We start from the raw sequence: 16,943 nt of genomic DNA on the forward strand, positions 1-16,943 counted from the left end.
GTCGTTGACGCCTCGACCGTGCAGGCGGATGAATCCGCCGGCACTTCCGTCCCGCTCCAGAAGAAGCCCGCCCGCCGTCGGAAGGCAAGCTGATGAGCGACCCGTACAGCCCCCAGCAGGTCTACACGCCGACGCCCATCTACGTCGGCCCCGGACAGGCCCTGAGCGTCCCTCAGAGCCTCCAGCAGCCCGCCCCGTACGTCATCGTCCAGCAGGCCGCCCCCGCGCCCTCCTGGCTCCGCCAGCACGCCGGACAGCTCGTCGCGGCTGGCGGGGCCGGGGCCCTGGTCGTCGCCGTCCTCCTGGCCGTCGCCATCGTCGCCGTCGCGGTCGGCATCGGGGCCATCTCGTGCGCCCTCGGCTGGCTCGTCATCAAGAGCCTGATGGGGCCGCAAAAGCCGAAGTGACCGCCCGGCGTGTTCGTATCACGCCGGGCGGCCACCAAGGACAGGATCACACGGAACGACGGAGGCCCGGAACCGCTCGCGACGGTCCGGGCCTCTTCCTCCGCCACCTGGAACGCGAACGGAGAACGTCTCATGACCACGGTAGAGCACGGCGAGGGCTCGGCACCACAGGTAGCCCCTCCGCATGATGACGTGCCCCCGGTCGTCTCGCTGGATGGAGCACAGGCCGCACAGGACCTCCGGGCCACTGGTGGCCGCCAGGTCTCCCGGCGCCCCCGTGGCGGAGCCTTGAGGGGGCGCCGGGCCGCCTCTGGCGGCCTGGCGGACGCCCCCCTTGGTACTACTACGGACTTTGTTTCACCCCTGGCGGGGAAAACCGGGTCTGACCAGCACGAATGCGGGAAGGGCACCGATCCGTGTTGCCGCCGCCGCCGCCGGTTCGAAGCCCGTCGCGTCATCTGGTCGATCACGACGGTCAAGCGGCTCTCGGCCTGCGGACGGGTCATGGCTCAGGGCCGAGACGGCAAGGCTGACCGGGTCAAGATCCACCTTCGGGACGGGGTCGCCTACACGTCGGGGGTCTGCGTCTGCGCGAACGGCTGGCTGTGCCCGGTCTGCTCGGCCAAGATCCGCGCCAAGCGGGCCAATGAGATTGCGGTCGGGGTCGCCTCGCTGATCATGTCGGGCGGCTCGGCCTGGATGGTCACCTTCACCGTCCGGCACGCGAAAGGGCACGCGCTGGCCGAACTCCTCGACGCTCTCAACGACGCATTCCGCCGACTCGGAAACGGCAAGATCGCCGTCCGGGAAAAGAAGCTCACCGGGAAAATCGGCACCATCAATTCGCGGGAAATCACTTACGGCAAGAACGGTTGGCATCCTCACCTTCATGTGATCGTTTGCTTCGACTCGGAGCCCGACGTAATGCAACTCACGTACATGATGGCCCGTTGGCAACGGCTCTGGATGGAGTGGACCAAGAAGCACGGATTCCCCGCCGACAAGACTCACGGGGTGAAGTGGGACAAGGTCATGACCGCCGAAGGTGCCGGGGAATACATCGCCAAGGCTCAGGACTCCGGACGGCACATCGGAAACGAGGTTGCTCGCGGTGATCTCAAGAAAGGCAGGCTCGGCAGTCTGACGCCCTTCGAGATGATCGAGTACCTGGCCGCGACTGGTGACGCTGCGGTCGTTGATCTCTGGGTCGAGTACGAGCAAGCGACCAAGGGCAAGTCCTGGCTTCGCTGGTCTCCCAAGCTCAAGGCCCGGCTCGGCATCGAGGAGAAGACCGAGGAAGAGTTGGCGGCCGAGGAAGTGGCCGGCGGGGAAGTGGCCGAGCTGGCGGAGTCCGCTTGGAAGATGGTCGTCGCTCACGGCCTCGAAGCCCGAGTTCTCGAAGCCGTCGAACGGGGCGGATTCCCGGCACTCGTCAAGCTCCTCACGGCACACCAAATCTGGGCAGTCAAGAGAATCACTCCTGATGACCCGTCAGAAACCCCTGACGGACCGTCAGAAAGCAAGACCGCTTAGGGTTGGGGAAGTGTTTGCCGAAAGGTGATCTGCGGGGCGGGAGCATGAAAAGGGGCCATTACACTTGTACCAATGGAGAGGGCTAGTTGCCCTCACCGTGCGAAGCAGGCACTCGGCCCCTTTTCTTGCTCCCGGAGGGGCCCCGCTGATCAGCTTTCGGTAAAGACTTCCTCGGCCCGGAACCACAAAAAACGCGACCGCCTGCGGCGGCTGCTCCGGCCCCCGCCGGGAACAACGAAAAGGCCCCCGCCGAATTCGACGGGGGCCTTAACGCGTCGTCACTTGTCCTCGGCAGCAACCCTTTTGTAGACGGCATTCCTCGTGATCCTCGCGGCTCGTGAAACCTCGGTCGGGGTCAGTGCCTTCGTCTTGACCGCGTTGATCGTCAACGCCGTCTCCGCCGTCTCGGCCGCCTTCGAGAGATCGGCAAGGGCCCGGATCAGGTTCCGATGCCACTCGGTCGGGTCATCGAACATCGCCGCGTCGGCATGTCCGAGGTAGCTGCAAAGCTCTGAGATCGACTGGAACTGTCGTTGCAGGTCAGACCTGAAAACGTCGGCCTTGCGTCGGGTCATGATGCGTCCTCCGGGATGGAACGATGCGAATACTCGGTTGACAGATCCTGTCTGCTCGGCTCATCGTAGAGCCCAGCACAGCCCGTAGTCATCACATCCGCAGATGACGAAACGTCAGGAGACATCCATGCCCGCCATCTTCCACGTCGACCAGGCCCGCACCTTCTCCATGGTCATGTTCCTCAGCTGCTCCCCGAAGATGCAGTTCGGCACCCAGCAGCAGGACACCGCCAAGGACGGCACCCCCAAGTGGGAGGTGCAGGTCGTCGCCTCGTTCACCCAGTTCGGCCGGACCGAAAACGAGATCCTCAAGGTCGGTGTCCTCTCGCACTCGAACCCCGGCGACGCCCTCCAGAACATGCCGCAGCCGGTCGAGCTGGTCGGTTTCCGCGTCGGCGTCACCCCGGCCGAGAAGCGGACCGACCGCAACGGCAACGACAAGGTCGTCGGCGGAACCGCCTGGTACCAGGCCGACGAGATCCGCTCCACCTCCGCCGTCCCGACCTCCCGCAAGTCCGCCTCGCAGGAAGGCTGAACGTGTCCGCCACCGACTCTCTGAGCCTCGCTCCCCTGGTCGCCGTCCTCGCCCTCGTGGTGCTGGCGGCCTGGGGGGCGGCTCGCCTCTTCCTCGCCACCTACCGGTACATCCGGGCAACCCCGCTCCAGCGGCTCCGGATGCGCCACGCCTGGGCCGTCTCCCGCCGCTGGCGTCGCCTCGCTCCCAACATCGGCTTGGCCCGCGTGGACGAGAACACCAAGGGCCGCAAGGACTGGCAGGGCAAGACCGCCAAGCCCGTCACGGTCGTCCCGAAGATCCGCGTCTTCCCGGAGCCGTGGGGCATCCGGGCCGTCATCAAGACGATCCCGAAGGTCGGCGTCGAGGAAGTCGAAAAGGCCGGCGGATGGCTCGCGGACGCTTGGGACTGCCAGACCGTGGAAGTCCGTCGACTCAAGGCCGGACTCGTGGAGGTCCGGGGCATCGTCGGCAACCCGCTCGACGACCACCAGCCGTACGCCTGGCCCGCCGAAGACGACTGGGTCCTCCCGATGGGTCACAACCCCTGGATGCGCCAAGTCGGCATCCCCTTGCGGCAGTTGAGCGGAATCAAGGTCGCGGGCCTCCCTGGCTACGGCAAGACGATGCTCATGCTCGCCTGGATGGCCTCGCTCGCCAACCGCGCCAACGTCCAGTTCGCCATCTTCGACGGCAAGACCTCCGACGCCCGATACGGCGACTGGGGAGAGGTCGGCAGCCGGGCCATGTTCGTCGTCGGCGACAACCCGGAGACCGCCAACCAGCGCTTGACCGAACTGGTCCGCCTGCTCAAGGACCGCCCGGCCTCCCTCGTGGAAGAACGTGGCACGCACAAGTTCTGGAAGCACGGCCCGACCGAGATCAACCCGCTGGTCCTGGTGCTCATGGACGAGTGCCACAACTACGCCGACACCAAGGGCTTGACCGGCAAGGACAAGCAGGTCATCGAGTCCAACCAGCGCATGATGCAGACCATCAGCAAGGAGGGTCGCGGGCTCGGCGTGATCGGCATCTTCGGCACGCAGAAGCAGACCGGCGACGCCATCCCGACCGCCGTCCGAGACAACCTTGAGGTCGGCGTCTGCTTCCCGACGTTCACCATCGACGCGGCAGAGGCGGCCCTGGGCTCAGGCATCCGCAAGGACGAGCCCAACGACCCGTCGAAGCTGGTCGACAAGGAGAGCAACGTCGGCGTCTGTGTCGTCACCGGCGTCCCCGGCCTGGGTGGCCAGTACGACCGAGTCCGCGTTGGCGACCTGGACGAAGACCAGCTCCCCGGCTTCATCGCCTCGACCTGGCAGCACCGCCGCGACGTCATCCCCGCGGCTGCCCCGACCGTCGTTGACGCCTCGACCGTGCAGGCGGATGAATCCGCCGGCACTTCCGTCCCGCTCCAGAAGAAGCCCGCCCGCCGTCGGAAGGCAAGCTGATGACCGCCAAAGCGGACAGGATCCCTCGGCCACCACTCCGTCACGGACAAGCCCACCTGCGGCCCCTCGGCCCTAACGTGTCCCGAGAGCGATCGCTCGCACCCCCGATACGGAAAGGGCCGGGACGCAATGACGACCACCCACGCCTTCTGGCTCGCCGGCCGCGAGGCCACCGGCGAGGCCACCTTCGACGTCACGAACTCCTTCGACGGGCGTCTGGTCGGCAAGGTCAGCGTGCCCACCGAGGCCCAGGTCGAGGAGGCCGTCGCCGCCGCGCACGCCGTCGTCGACGAGTTCGCCGCCACCCCGGCGCACGTGCGCGCCGCCGCCCTCGACCACGTGTCGAAGCGGCTCGCCGAGCGCACCGAGGAGATCGCCCAGCTGATCTCCGCCGAGAACGGCAAGCCGATCAAGTGGGCGCGCGGCGAGGTCGGCCGTGCCGTGTCGGTGTTCCGCTTCGCGGCAGAGGAGGCCCGTCGCTTCAACGGCGGCGAGGCCACCCGCCTCGACACCGAGGCCGGCGGCGTGGGGCGGCTCGCGCTGACCCGCCGCATCCCCAAGGGTGTCGTGCTCGGCATCGCGCCGTTCAACTTCCCGCTGAACCTGAGCGCCCACAAGGTCGCCCCGGCCATCGCCGTCGGCGCCCCGATCATCCTCAAGCCGGCTCCGTCGACGCCGATCTCCTCCCTGATCCTGGGCGAGATCCTGGCCGAGACCGACCTGCCGGCCGGCTCCTGGTCGATCCTGACCGTGCCGAACGACCGGATGCCCGCCCTGGTCAAGGACGAGCGCCTCCCGGTCATCTCCTTCACCGGCTCCGACACCGTCGGCTACGCCATCCAGGAGTCCGTGCCGCACAAGCACTGCACCCTGGAGCTCGGCGGCAACGCCGCCGCCGTCGTGCTGCCCGACTGGTCCTCCGAGGCCGACCTGGACTGGGCGGCGACCCGTATCGCCACCTTCTCCAACTACCAGGGCGGCCAGTCCTGCATCTCCGTGCAGCGCGTGATCGCCGACGCCTCCGTCTACGAGCGCCTGGTCCCGAAGATCGTCGCCGCCGTCGAGGCGCAGGTCACCGGTGACCCGGCGGACGACGCCACCGATGTCGGCCCGCTCGTCGACGAGAACGCCGCGAAGCGCGTCGAGGCGTGGGTGGACGAGGCCGTCGCGGCCGGCGCGAAGCTGCTCGCGGGCGGCAAGCGCGAGGGCGCGACCTACGCCCCGACCGTCCTCACCGAGCTGCCGGCCGACGTCACCCTGGCCCGCGCCGAGGTCTTCGGCCCGGTCCTGACCATCGCCAAGGTGGACGGCGAGGCCGAGGCGTTCGCCGCGGTCAACGACTCGGACTTCGGTCTGCAGGCGGGTGTCTTCACCCACGACCTGCAGGCCGCCTTCCGCGCCCACCGCGCCCTGGAGGTCGGCGGCGTGATCGTCGGCGACGTCCCGTCCTACCGTGCCGACCAGATGCCGTACGGCGGCGCCAAGCGCTCCGGCGTCGGCCGCGAGGGCGTCAAGTACGCGATGGACGACTACACGTACGAGCGGGTCCTGGTCCTCACGGGCCTGGCGCTGTAACCCGAACGTACGCGTCACGGACCGACGGCCGGAGCCCACTGTGCGGGGGCTCCGGCCGTCCCCGTTCCGCCGCCGAGGTGCGCCCGTACGGTCCGGCCGTCTTTCCGAACCCGCCGATATCGGGTACGACGGACAGACAGCCACTCAAGGCCCCCGACGAGCGGCGAGGTGAGCTCCTCATGTCCGCACCCACCCAGCGCCCGCCCAAGGTCACCGAGCGCGAGGCACGGCAGGTCGCCGAGGCCGCGCGCCAGCAGGACTGGCACAAGCCGAGCTTCGCCAAGGAGCTCTTCCTGGGGCGCTTCCGCCTCGACCTGATCCATCCGCACCCGCTCCCCGCCGACGAGGACGTCCGGCGCGGCGAGGCGTTCCTGGCCAAGCTGCGGGAGTTCTGCGCGACCCGCGTGGACGGCGCCCGCATCGAGCGCGAGGCCCGGATCCCCGACGAGACGGTGACCGGGCTCAAGGAGCTCGGCGCGCTCGGCATGAAGATCGACCCCAAGTACGGCGGTCTCGGTCTCACCCAGCTGTACTACAACCGGGCGCTCGCCCTGGTCGGCTCGGTCAGTCCCGCGCTCGGCGCGCTGCTCTCCGCCCACCAGTCGATCGGCGTGCCGCAGCCGCTGAAACTGTTCGGGACCCAGGAGCAGAAGGACGCCTTCCTGCCCCGGCTGGCCCGGGACGCGATCTCCGCCTTCCTGCTCACCGAGCCCGACGTCGGCTCCGATCCGGCGCGGCTCGCCACCACCGCCGTGCCCGAGGGGGACGACACGTACGTCCTCGACGGCGTGAAGCTGTGGACGACCAACGGCGTCGTCGCCGACCTCCTCGTCGTGATGGCCCGGGTGCCCGCCGCCGAGGGCCGCAAGGGCGGCATCACCGCCTTCGTCGTCGAGGCGGACTCGCCCGGCATCACCGTGGAGCACCGCAACGCGTTCATGGGGCTGCGCGGGCTGGAGAACGGCGTCACCCGCTTCCACCGGGTGCGGGTCCCGGCGGCGAACCGGATCGGGCCGGAGGGCGCCGGGCTGAAGATCGCCCTGACGACGCTGAACACCGGGCGGCTCTCGCTGCCCGCCGCCTGCGCGGGCGCCGGCAAGTGGTGCCTGAAGATCGCCCGCGAGTGGGCCGCGGAGCGGGAGCAGTGGGGCAAGCCGGTCGCCCGGCACGAGGCCGTCGGGACGAAGATCTCCTTCCTCGCCGCCACCGCCTTCGCCCTGGAGGCGGTCGTGGACCTGGCCTCGCAGCTGGCCGACGAGGACCGCAACGACATCCGCATCGAGGCCGCCCTGGCGAAGCTGTACGGCTCCGAGATGGCCTGGCTGATGGCCGACGAGCTGGTCCAGATCCGCGGCGGCCGGGGGTACGAGACGGCCGCCTCGCTGGCCGCCCGGGGCGAGCGCGCGGTGCCCGCCGAGCAGCTCCTGCGCGACCTGCGGATCAACCGGATCTTCGAGGGCTCGACCGAGATCATGCACCTGCTGATCGCCCGCGAGGCCGTCGACGCGCACCTGGCGGTCGCCGGCGACATCATCGACCCCGACAAGAGCGCGGGCGACAAGGCGAGGGCGGGCGCCCGCGCGGGCGGCTTCTACGCCCGCTGGCTGCCGAAGCTGGTCGCCGGGCCGGGGCAGCTGCCGGGGGCGTACGGGGAGTTCGGCGGGCTCGCGACGCACCTCAGGTTCGTCGAGCGGACCTCCCGCAAGCTGGCCCGCTCGACCTTCTACGCCATGTCGCGGTGGCAGGGGAAGATGGAGCTCAAGCAGGCGTTCCTCGGCCGGATCGTCGACATCGGCGCCGAGCTCTTCGCGATGAGCGCGGTCTGCGTGCGGGCCGAGCTGCTGCGGACCACCACGGACCACGGGCGCGAGGCGCACCAGCTCGCCGACGCGTTCTGCCGGCAGGCGCGGCTGCGCGTGGACGAGCTTTTCGGCCGACTCTGGGCCAACACCGACGACCTCGACGGCAGGGTCGTCGACGGCGTCCTGGCCGGCTCGTACACCTGGCTGGAGGAGGGCATCCTCGACCCGAGCGACGACGGGCCCTGGATCGCCGACGCCACGCCGGGTCCGTCGGCCGAGGAGAACGTGCACCGCAAGATCCCCTAGGGCCTGTCGTCACGCTCCCGCCCCGCGCGGAAGCCCGTCGTCCACTGGCCGAAACGGTCCGCCCCCCGTCCGCCCGCCACGGCAGACTGGGGGCCGTGACCGTCATAGACATCCCCGGTTCCAAGTCCGTCACCGCCCGCGCGCTCTTCCTCGCCGCGGCGGCCGAGGGCACCACCACGCTGCTGCGGCCGCTGCGCTCCGACGACACGGAGGGCTTCGCCGAGGGGCTGAAGGCCCTCGGCTACGCCGTCCGGCAGGAGCCCGGCGCCTGGCACATCGAGGGGCGGCCCGCCGGCCCCGGCGTGGCGGAGGCCGACGTGTACTGCCGCGACGGCGCCACCACCGCCCGCTTCCTGCCCGCCCTCGCCGCCGCCGGCCACGGCACCTTCCGCTTCGACGCCTCGCCCCAGATGCGCCGCCGCCCGCTCGGCCCGCTGACCACCGCCCTGCGGGAGCTCGGCGTGGAGCTCGCGCACGGCGAGCGCGAGGGGCACCACCCGCTCACCGTCACCGGCCGCGGCATCAAGGGCGGCGCGCTCCGGCTCGACGCCGGGCAGTCCTCCCAGTACCTGACCGCCCTGCTGATGCTCGGCCCGCTCACCGCCGACGGGCTCGCGATCACCGTCACGGACCTGGTCTCCGAGCCGTACGTGGAGATCACGCTCGCGATGATGCGGGCCTTCGGCGCCGAGATCGCCCGCGAGGACGGCCCCGAGGGCCGCACCTACACCGTCGCCCCCACCGGCTACCAGGCCACCACCTACGCCATCGAGCCCGACGCCTCCACCTCCAGCTACTTCTTCGCCGCCGCCGCCCTCACCCCCGGCGCCGAGGTCACCGTCCCCGGGCTCGGCACCGGCGCCCTCCAGGGCGACCTCGGCTTCGTCGACGTGCTGCGCCGGATGGGCGCCGAGGTGACGGTCGCGGAGGACCGCACCACCGTCCGCAACACGGGCCCGCTGCGCGGCCTCACCGTCAACATGCGGGACATCTCGGACACCATGCCGACCCTGGCCGCGATCGCCCCCTTCGCCGACGGCCCGGTCCGCATCGAGGACGTCGCCAACACCCGGGTCAAGGAGTGCGACCGCCTCGACGCCTGCGCCGACAACCTGCGCGCCCTCGGCGTCACCGTCGACACCGGACCCGACTGGATCGAGATCCGCCCCGGCACCCCCGCCGGGCCCGTCGAGATCGCCACCCACGGCGACCACCGGATCGTCATGTCGTTCGCGGTCGCCGCACTGCGCACGCCCGGCGTCACGTTCGACGACCCCGGCTGCGTACGCAAGACGTTCCCGGACTTCCACACCGTTTTCGAGGCGTTCGCCCGGGGGCTGTGAGGAGCGCACAGTCTTTGCGGCAAGAATGGGGGGCATGAGCGACCGCCCCTCTCCTCTCGCCGACCCGCACATCGCCTTCGACGTGTCCACCGGACGCCGCGACATCGTCGTGCTCGGCTCCACCGGGTCCATCGGCACCCAGGCCATCGACCTGGTCCTGCGCAACCCCGACCGGTTCCGGGTCACCGCCCTCGCCGCGTCCGGCGGCCGGATCGGGCTGCTCGCCGAGCAGGCGTTCCGGCTCCGGGCCGGCGCGGTCGCGGTGGCCCGCGAGGAGGCGCTGCCCGAGCTGCGCGAGGCGCTGAAGGCGCTGTACGGCTCCGAGCCGCTGCCCGAGCTGCTGGCCGGGCCCGACGCGGCCACCCGGCTCGCCGCCTCGCCGTGCCACACGGTGCTCAACGGCATCACCGGCTCCATCGGCCTGGCGCCCACGCTGGCCGCCCTGGAGGCCGGCCGGACCCTGGCGCTCGCCAACAAGGAGTCGCTGATCGTCGGCGGCCCCCTGGTGAAGGCGCTGGCGAAGCCGGGCCAGATCATCCCGGTCGACTCCGAGCACGCGGCCCTCTTCCAGGCGCTGGCCGCCGGCACCCGCGACGACGTCCGCAAGCTGGTCGTCACCGCCTCCGGCGGCCCCTTCCGCGGCCGGACCCGCGCCGAGCTGGAGGGCGTGACCCGCGAGGACGCGCTGGCCCACCCGACCTGGGCGATGGGCCCGGTGATCACGGTCAACAGCGCGACCCTGGTCAACAAGGGCCTGGAGGTCATCGAGGCCCACCTGCTCTACGACATCCCGTTCGACCGCATCGAGGTCGTCGTCCACCCCCAGTCGTACGTCCACTCGATGGTCGAGTTCACGGACGGCTCCACGCTCGCCCAGGCCACCCCACCGGACATGGGCGGCCCCATCGCGATCGGCATCGGCTGGCCCGAGCGGGTCCCCGACGCGGCCCCCGCCTTCGACTGGACCAAGGCGTCCACCTGGGAGTTCTTCCCCCTCGACAACGAGGCGTTCCCCTCGGTGAACCTGGCCCGCCACGTCGGCGAGCTCGGCGGCACCGCCCCCGCCGTCTTCAACGCCGCCAACGAGGAGTGCGTGGACGCCTTCCTCGCCGGAAGGCTGCCGTTCAACGGAATCATGGATACGGTCACCCGAGTCGTCACCGAGCACGGCACCCCCGACCGGGGAACCCCGCTCACGGTGTCCGACGTCCTTGAAGCGGAGACCTGGGCCAGGGCCCGGGCCCGGGAACTCGCGGCGAAGGCAATCGCGGAGGCGCGCGCATGACCGTTTTCCTGTACGTACTCGGCCTGGTGCTGTTCGCCTTCGGCCTGCTCGTCTCCATCGCCTGGCACGAGCTCGGCCACCTCTCCACGGCCAAGCTCTTCGGCATCCGCGTGCCCCAGTACATGGTCGGCTTCGGCCCCACCGTCTGGTCGCGCAAGAAGGGCGAGACCGAGTACGGCATCAAGGCGATCCCCGCGGGCGGCTACATCCGCATGATCGGCATGTTCCCGCCCGGCAAGGACGGGAAGATCGAGGCCCGCTCGACCTCCCCATGGCGCTCCATGATCGAGGACGCCCGCGAGGCGTCCTTCGAGGAGCTCCAGCCCGGCGACGAGGACCGCCTCTTCTACACGCGCAAGCCGTGGAAGCGCGTCATCGTGATGTTCGCCGGACCCTTCATGAACCTGGTCCTCGCCGTGCTGCTGTTCTTCGGCAGCGCCATGGCCATCGGCTTCGAGGCCCAGACCACCAAGGTCGCCGGCGTCCAGAAGTGCGTCATCCCGCAGTCCACCAAGCGCGAGGCGTGCCAGACCGGCGACCCGGTCTCGCCCGCGTACGCCGCCGGACTGCGCCAGGGCGACAAGATCGTCGCCTTCAACGGCACCCCGGTCGAGGACTGGAACACCCTCTCCGACCACATCCGCGACACCATCGGCCCCGCCACCATCACCGTCCAGCGCGGCGACCAGCGGCTCGACCTCCACCCCACGCTCATCAAGAACGAGGTCTACAAGAAGGACGCCGACGGCCGGGTCGTCCAGCCGCTCCAGACCGTCCCCGCCGGCTACCTGGGCTTCGCCTCCAAGACCGAGGTCACCCCGCTCACCTTCGGCCAGTCCGTCACCCGCATGTCCGACCAGCTCCAGGCCGGCGTCGAGTCCGTGATCGCGCTGCCCGGCAAGATCCCCGCCCTGGCCGACGCGGCCTTCGGCGGCGGCGAGCGCGCCCAGGACTCCCCGGTCGGCGTCGTCGGCGCCGCCCGCATCAGCGGCGAGCTGATGACCCTGGAGGCGCCCCCGCAGACGATCCTCGTCTGGTTCATGAACCTGCTGGTCATGTTCAACGTGTCGCTGTTCCTGTTCAACATGCTCCCGCTGCTCCCGCTCGACGGCGGCCACATCGCCGGCGCCCTGTGGGAGTCGATCCGCCGCAACACCGCGCGGATCTTCAAGCGCCCCGACCCGGGCCCGTTCGACGTCGCCAAGCTGATGCCGGCGGCCTACGTGGTGGCGGGCGTGTTCGTCTGCTTCACCCTGCTCGTCCTCGTCGCCGACATCGTCAATCCGGTGAAGCTGACCTGAGCCGCCAGCGGCCGGATTCCGTACGGTGTCCGGCCGCCCGCCCGCGGGGCGGTAATCTCGAAGACCTGAGCCCGATGAACCACACCTTGGGGTTGTACAGCTGATGACCGCCATCTCTCTCGGAATGCCTTCCGTCCCGGCCAAGCTCGCTGAGCGGCGCAAGAGCCGCCAGATCCAGGTCGGATCGGTGGCCGTCGGCGGCGACGCCCCCGTGTCCGTGCAGTCGATGACCACCACCCGCACCTCGGACATCGGCGCCACGCTCCAGCAGATCGCCGAGCTCACCGCCTCCGGCTGCCAGATCGTCCGCGTGGCCTGCCCGACCCAGGACGACGCCGACGCCCTCGCGACCATCGCGAAGAAGTCGCAGATCCCGGTCATCGCCGACATCCACTTCCAGCCGAAGTACGTGTTCGCCGCGATCGACGCCGGCTGCGCCGCGGTCCGCGTCAACCCGGGCAACATCAAGCAGTTCGACGACAAGGTCAAGGAGATCGCCAAGGCGGCCTCCGAGACCCGCACGCCGATCCGCATCGGCGTCAACGCCGGCTCGCTCGACGCGAGGCTGCTCGCCAAGTACGGCAAGGCCACCCCCGAGGCGCTCGTCGAGTCCGCCCTCTGGGAGGCGTCCCTCTTCGAGGAGCACGGCTTCGGCGACATCAAGATCTCGGTCAAGCACAACGACCCGGTCGTCATGGTCAACGCCTACCGCCAGCTCGCCGCCGCCTGCGACTACCCGCTGCACCTCGGCGTCACCGAGGCGGGCCCCGCCTTCCAGGGCACCATCAAGTCCGCCGTCGCCTTCGGCGCGCTGCTCTCCGAGGGCATCGGCGACACCATCCGCGTCTCCCTCTCGGCCCCGCCGGTCGAGGAGGTCAAGGTCGGCAACCAGATCCTGGAGTCGCTGAACCTCAAGCCGCGCCGCCTGGAGATCGTCTCCTGCCCGTCCTGCGGACGCGCCCAGGTCGACGTCTACAAGCTGGCCGAGGAGGTCACCGCCGGCCTGGAGGGCATGGAGGTGCCGCTGCGCGTCGCCGTCATGGGCTGCGTCGTCAACGGCCCCGGCGAGGCCCGCGAGGCCGACCTGGGCGTCGCCTCCGGCAACGGCAAGGGCCAGATCTTCGTCAAGGGCGAGGTCATCAAGACCGTCCCCGAGTCGAAGATCGTCGAGACCCTCATCGAGGAGGCCCTCAAGATCGCCGAGCAGATGGAGAAGGACGGCGTCGCCAGCGGCGAGCCGACCGTCGCCATCGGCGTCTGACCCCCGCGCCCCACAGCCGCTCCCGAAGCCCCTCCGCCCCTCCCGGGACGGAGGGGCTTCGCGCGCCCCGGGCGGCGGGGGACAGGGGTAAAGTGCGGAGACCAGCAGAAACCGCACGGTGAGGCCCCCTCGTGTTGACGCAGAATTCCACCCGGGTCCTCGAACCCGCCGACCTCGGCGCCGCGCTCGCCGTCCTCGACAGCGCCCCCGTCGAGAACGCCTTCGTGACCGCCCGCGTCCAGGTCGCCGGGCTCGACCCCTGGCGCCTGGGCGGCGAGATGTGGGGCTGGTACGCCGACGGGCGGCTGCGCTCGCTCTGCTACTCCGGCGCCAACCTGGTCCCCCTCTGCGCCACCCCCGAGGCCGTCCGCGCCTTCGCCGAGCGGGCCCGCCGGGTCGGCCGCCGCTGCTCCTCGATCGTCGGCCCCGCCGGGCCCACCGCCCAGCTCTGGGAGCTCCTGGAGCCCGGCTGGGGCCCCGCCCGCGACATCCGCGCCCACCAGCCGCTGATGGTCGCCGACGCCCCCTCCGTCACCGTCGCCCCCGACCCGCTGGTCCGCCGGGTCCGCAAGGACGAGATGGAGGTGCTCATGCCCGCCTGCGTGGCCATGTTCACCGAGGAGGTCGGCGTCTCCCCGATGGCCAACGACGGCGGGCTGCTCTACCAGGCCCGGGTCGCCGAGCTCGTCGGCTCCGGCCGCGCCTTCGCCCGCATCGAGGACGGCAAGGTCGTCTTCAAGGCCGAGATCGGCGCCGCCACCCGCCAGGCATGCCAGATCCAGGGCGTCTGGGTCGCCCCCGAGCACCGCGGCCGGGGCCTGTCCGAGACCGGCATGGCCGCCGTCCTCCAGTACGCCCTCGCCGACGTCGCGCCCCTCGTCAGCCTGTACGTGAACGACTACAACACCCCCGCCAGGGCCGCGTACCGCAGGGTCGGCTTCGACGAGGTCGGCGCCTTCATGAGCGTGCTGTTCTGAAGCGGGTTCGGAAGCCCCCGTACGGCTTGTAGGGTGCGGCGCATGGATGACACGAAGGTCGAGATCGGGCCCGTCAATCTCGCCGCGCGCGTGGACGAGGCGCTCGACGTGCAGGCCCGCGCCTTCGGGCTGGAGGCCGACGAGATCGCCGTGCGCCGCCACATCGTGCTGCGCCACCTGCTCAACCCCGGCGCCCGCGCGTACGGCGCGACCACCCCCGACGGGCGCCTGGTCGGCTTCGTGTACGGGATGCCCAACGACCGGGGCCACTGGTGGTCCACCATCGTCGAGCCCTATCTGCGCGCCACCGGCAGCGAGGGCTGGCTGACGGACTCCTTCGTCATCACCGAGCTGCACGTCGACCCGGCCTTCCAGGGCCGCGGCGTCGGCCGCGCGCTGATCACCACCGTCACCGACGGCTCCGACCTGCCCCGCTCCATCCTGTCGGCCATCGACACCGACAGCCCCGCCCGCGGCCTGTACGCCTCCCTCGGCTACCTCGACCTGGCGCGCCAGGTGCACTTCCCGAGCGCGCCCCGCCCGTACGCCGTGATGGGCGCCCCGCTGCCGCTCCGACGCGGGAACTGATTTCTCCGACCCGCCCCCGCCCGGCTAACCTCCTAGCCATCACCCATATCCGGCAGGAGTACGAGAACCATGGCCAAGGCACAGGTCCAGCGCATGTCGAAGTTGATGGCGAAGACGCTGCGCGACGACCCGGCGGACGCCGAGGTCCTCAGCCACAAGCTGCTGGTCCGCGCCGGCTACGTGCGCCGTACCGCCGCCGGCATCTGGAGCTGGCTGCCGCTGGGCAAGAAGGTCCTCGCCAACGTCGAGCGCGTGGTGCGCGAGGAGATGGACGCCATCGGCGCCCAGGAGGTCTCCCTGCCGGCCCTGCTGCCCCGTGAGCCCTACGAGGCCACCGGCCGCTGGGAGGAGTACGGCGCCGAGCTGTTCCGCCTCCAGGACCGCAAGGGCGGCGACTACCTCCTCGGCCCGACCCACGAGGAGATCTTCACCCTCCTGGTGAAGGACCAGGCGTCCTCCTACAAGGACCTGCCGGTCATCCTGTACCAGATCCAGACGAAGTTCCGCGACGAGGCCCGCCCCCGCGCCGGCATCCTGCGGGGCCGCGAGTTCCTGATGAAGGACTCGTACTCCTTCGACACCGAGGACGAGGGCCTGGCGCACTCGTACGGCCTGCACCGCCAGGCGTACCAGCGCATCTTCGAGCGCCTGGGCCTCGACTACCGCATCTGCGCCGCCACCGCGGGCGCGATGGGCGGCTCGAAGTCCGAGGAGTTCCTGGCCCCGGCCGAGGCCGGCGAGGACACCTTCGCCGACTGCCCGAACTGCGACTTCGCCGCCAACACCGAGGCCGTCTACCAGGCCGTGAAGCCGGTCGACGCCACCGGAGTGCCCGCCGCCGAGGAGATCCCGACCCCCGACACGCCGACCATCGAGACGCTGGCCGCCTCGCTGGGCGTGCCGGCCTCCGCCACGCTCAAGAACCTGCTGGTGAAGGTCGACGGCGAGATCGTCGCCATCGGTGTCCCGGGCGACCGCGAGGTCGACATGGACAAGGTCGAGGCGCACTTCGGCCCGGCCGCCACGGTCGAGCTGGTGACCGAGGAGGACTTCGCCGAGCGCCCCGACCTGGTCCGCGGCTACGTGGGTCCGCAGGGCCTGGAGAAGGTCACGTACCTCGCCGACCCGCGCGTCGCGCCGGGCACGGCATGGATCACCGGCGCCAACAAGCCGGGTGTCCACACCAAGAACGTCGTCGCGGGCCGGGACTTCGAGGTCGAGACGTACGTCGACGTCGTCGTCGTCCAGGACGGCGACCCGTGCCCGAAGTGCGGCACCGGCCTCAAGCTGGACCGCGCGATCGAGATCGGCCACATCTTCCAGCTCGGCCGCAAGTACGCGGACGCGCTCAAGCTGGACGTCCTCGGCCAGAACGGCAAGCCCGTCCGCGTGACCATGGGCTCGTACGGCGTCGGCGTCTCCCGCGCGGTCGCGGCCCTGGCCGAGCAGACCGCCGACGAGAAGGGCCTGTGCTGGCCCGCCGAGATCGCCCCGGCCGACGTCCACGTCGTCGCCGCCGGCAAGGCGCAGCAGATCGAGCTGGCCCTGGAGGTCTCCGAGAAGCTGTCCGCCGCGGGCCTGCGGGTCCTGGTCGACGACCGCGCGGGCGTCTCCCCGGGCGTGAAGTTCACGGACGCCGAGCTGATGGGCGTCCCGAAGATCCTGGTCGCCGGCCGGCGCGCCGCCGAGGGCGTCGTGGAGCTGAAGGACCGCCGCACCGGCGAGCGCGAGGAGCTCCCGGTCGACGAGGCGATCGCCCGCCTCTCCGCCTGACGGCAGGCGCGTGTGCCCCCTCCCGGCGCCTTCGGGCGCCGGGAGGGGGCACACGCGCGTTCAGTCCCGGTCGGGCCGGTCGCCGCGGACGATCGGGACCAGGCTGCGCATCGCGAGCCCGGCGGCGATCAAGGTCGTGGCGGCCACGATGAGGCCGAGCACGGCGAGCGGGCTCAGCCCCGCCCCGGTGGCGGCGAGGGTCGCGCCCGTGCCGCCCACGGCGCTGGCTTCGATGGGTTTCCCGTACATGGT

Annotated in this window: 15 protein-coding genes; 13 read left to right on the forward strand and 2 right to left on the reverse strand. The window is 70.8% G+C overall.

Annotation, left to right across the window (positions count from 1 at the left end; genetic code table 11):
- Positions 1 to 92: 92 nt before the first annotated feature.
- Both AB0C99_RS35400 and AB0C99_RS35405 read left to right on the forward strand, forming a co-directional pair.
- Positions 93 to 407, forward strand: a complete 315-nt coding sequence (locus AB0C99_RS35400; RefSeq protein ID WP_362483921.1) for a hypothetical protein — start codon at positions 93 to 95, stop codon at positions 405 to 407.
- Between the two features lie 132 nt (positions 408 to 539).
- On the forward strand, positions 540 to 1,940 hold the full coding sequence (locus AB0C99_RS35405) for a protein rep (RefSeq protein ID WP_362483923.1): 1,401 nt from the start codon (positions 540 to 542) through the stop codon (positions 1,938 to 1,940).
- A gap of 278 nt (positions 1,941 to 2,218) precedes the next feature.
- On the opposite strand, the gene AB0C99_RS35410 is transcribed toward AB0C99_RS35405, so the two are convergent.
- A complete protein-coding gene (locus AB0C99_RS35410) occupies positions 2,219 to 2,515 on the reverse strand; it encodes a hypothetical protein (protein WP_362483925.1) in 297 nt (98 codons plus the stop codon).
- A 127-nt stretch (positions 2,516 to 2,642) separates the two neighbouring features.
- Here AB0C99_RS35410 and AB0C99_RS35415 point away from each other — a divergent pair, with 127 nt between their 5' ends.
- The 11 genes from AB0C99_RS35415 to AB0C99_RS35465 all read left to right on the forward strand — a co-directional run bounded on the left by AB0C99_RS35415 (position 2,643) and on the right by AB0C99_RS35465 (position 16,691).
- A complete protein-coding gene (locus AB0C99_RS35415; protein WP_362483926.1) occupies positions 2,643 to 3,050 on the forward strand; it encodes a hypothetical protein in 408 nt (135 codons plus the stop codon).
- Between the two features lie 2 nt (positions 3,051 to 3,052).
- Entirely contained in the window at positions 3,053 to 4,480 is a 1,428-nt protein-coding gene (locus AB0C99_RS35420) for a hypothetical protein (protein WP_362483928.1), read from the forward strand.
- Positions 4,481 to 4,609: 129 nt separating this feature from the next.
- Positions 4,610 to 6,055: an aldehyde dehydrogenase family protein gene (locus tag AB0C99_RS35425; protein ID WP_362483930.1), complete on the forward strand. Its 1,446-nt coding sequence runs from the start codon at positions 4,610 to 4,612 to the stop codon at positions 6,053 to 6,055.
- Between the two features lie 179 nt (positions 6,056 to 6,234).
- Positions 6,235 to 8,163, forward strand: a complete 1,929-nt coding sequence (locus tag AB0C99_RS35430) for an acyl-CoA dehydrogenase family protein (RefSeq protein WP_362483932.1) — start codon at positions 6,235 to 6,237, stop codon at positions 8,161 to 8,163.
- A 95-nt stretch (positions 8,164 to 8,258) separates the two neighbouring features.
- The gene (aroA, locus tag AB0C99_RS35435; RefSeq protein ID WP_362483934.1) at positions 8,259 to 9,506 is read left to right on the forward strand and encodes a 3-phosphoshikimate 1-carboxyvinyltransferase; all 1,248 of its coding nucleotides are present in this window, start codon (positions 8,259 to 8,261) and stop codon (positions 9,504 to 9,506) included.
- 34 nt (positions 9,507 to 9,540) lie between these two features.
- Positions 9,541 to 10,791, forward strand: a complete 1,251-nt coding sequence (gene dxr / locus AB0C99_RS35440; protein ID WP_362483936.1) for a 1-deoxy-D-xylulose-5-phosphate reductoisomerase — start codon at positions 9,541 to 9,543, stop codon at positions 10,789 to 10,791.
- A complete protein-coding gene (locus AB0C99_RS35445; protein WP_362483937.1) occupies positions 10,788 to 12,092 on the forward strand; it encodes a site-2 protease family protein in 1,305 nt (434 codons plus the stop codon). Before dxr ends, AB0C99_RS35445 begins: the two co-directional genes overlap by 4 nt.
- A gap of 103 nt (positions 12,093 to 12,195) precedes the next feature.
- The gene (gene ispG / locus AB0C99_RS35450) at positions 12,196 to 13,353 is read left to right on the forward strand and encodes a flavodoxin-dependent (E)-4-hydroxy-3-methylbut-2-enyl-diphosphate synthase (protein WP_362483939.1); all 1,158 of its coding nucleotides are present in this window, start codon (positions 12,196 to 12,198) and stop codon (positions 13,351 to 13,353) included.
- Positions 13,354 to 13,484: 131 nt separating this feature from the next.
- Positions 13,485 to 14,330, forward strand: coding sequence for a GNAT family N-acetyltransferase (locus AB0C99_RS35455; RefSeq protein ID WP_362483940.1), 846 nt, complete (start codon positions 13,485 to 13,487; stop codon positions 14,328 to 14,330).
- Between the two features lie 42 nt (positions 14,331 to 14,372).
- Positions 14,373 to 14,918 carry a GNAT family N-acetyltransferase gene (locus AB0C99_RS35460; protein ID WP_362483942.1) on the forward strand — a complete coding sequence of 182 codons (546 nt, stop codon included), beginning with the start codon at positions 14,373 to 14,375 and terminating at the stop codon, positions 14,916 to 14,918.
- Between the two features lie 69 nt (positions 14,919 to 14,987).
- Positions 14,988 to 16,691: a proline--tRNA ligase gene (locus AB0C99_RS35465; RefSeq protein ID WP_362483944.1), complete on the forward strand. Its 1,704-nt coding sequence runs from the start codon at positions 14,988 to 14,990 to the stop codon at positions 16,689 to 16,691.
- A 60-nt stretch (positions 16,692 to 16,751) separates the two neighbouring features.
- Here AB0C99_RS35465 and AB0C99_RS35470 read toward each other — a convergent pair whose 3' ends face one another.
- Complete coding sequence (locus AB0C99_RS35470; RefSeq protein ID WP_362483946.1) at positions 16,752 to 16,940, reverse strand: hypothetical protein; 189 nt, start codon at positions 16,938 to 16,940, stop codon at positions 16,752 to 16,754.
- Between the last annotated feature and the right edge of the window lie 3 nt (positions 16,941 to 16,943).

The sequence above is a fragment of the Streptomyces sp. NPDC048659 genome (assembly GCF_040650575.1).
GTDB lineage: Bacteria > Actinomycetota > Actinomycetes > Streptomycetales > Streptomycetaceae > Streptomyces.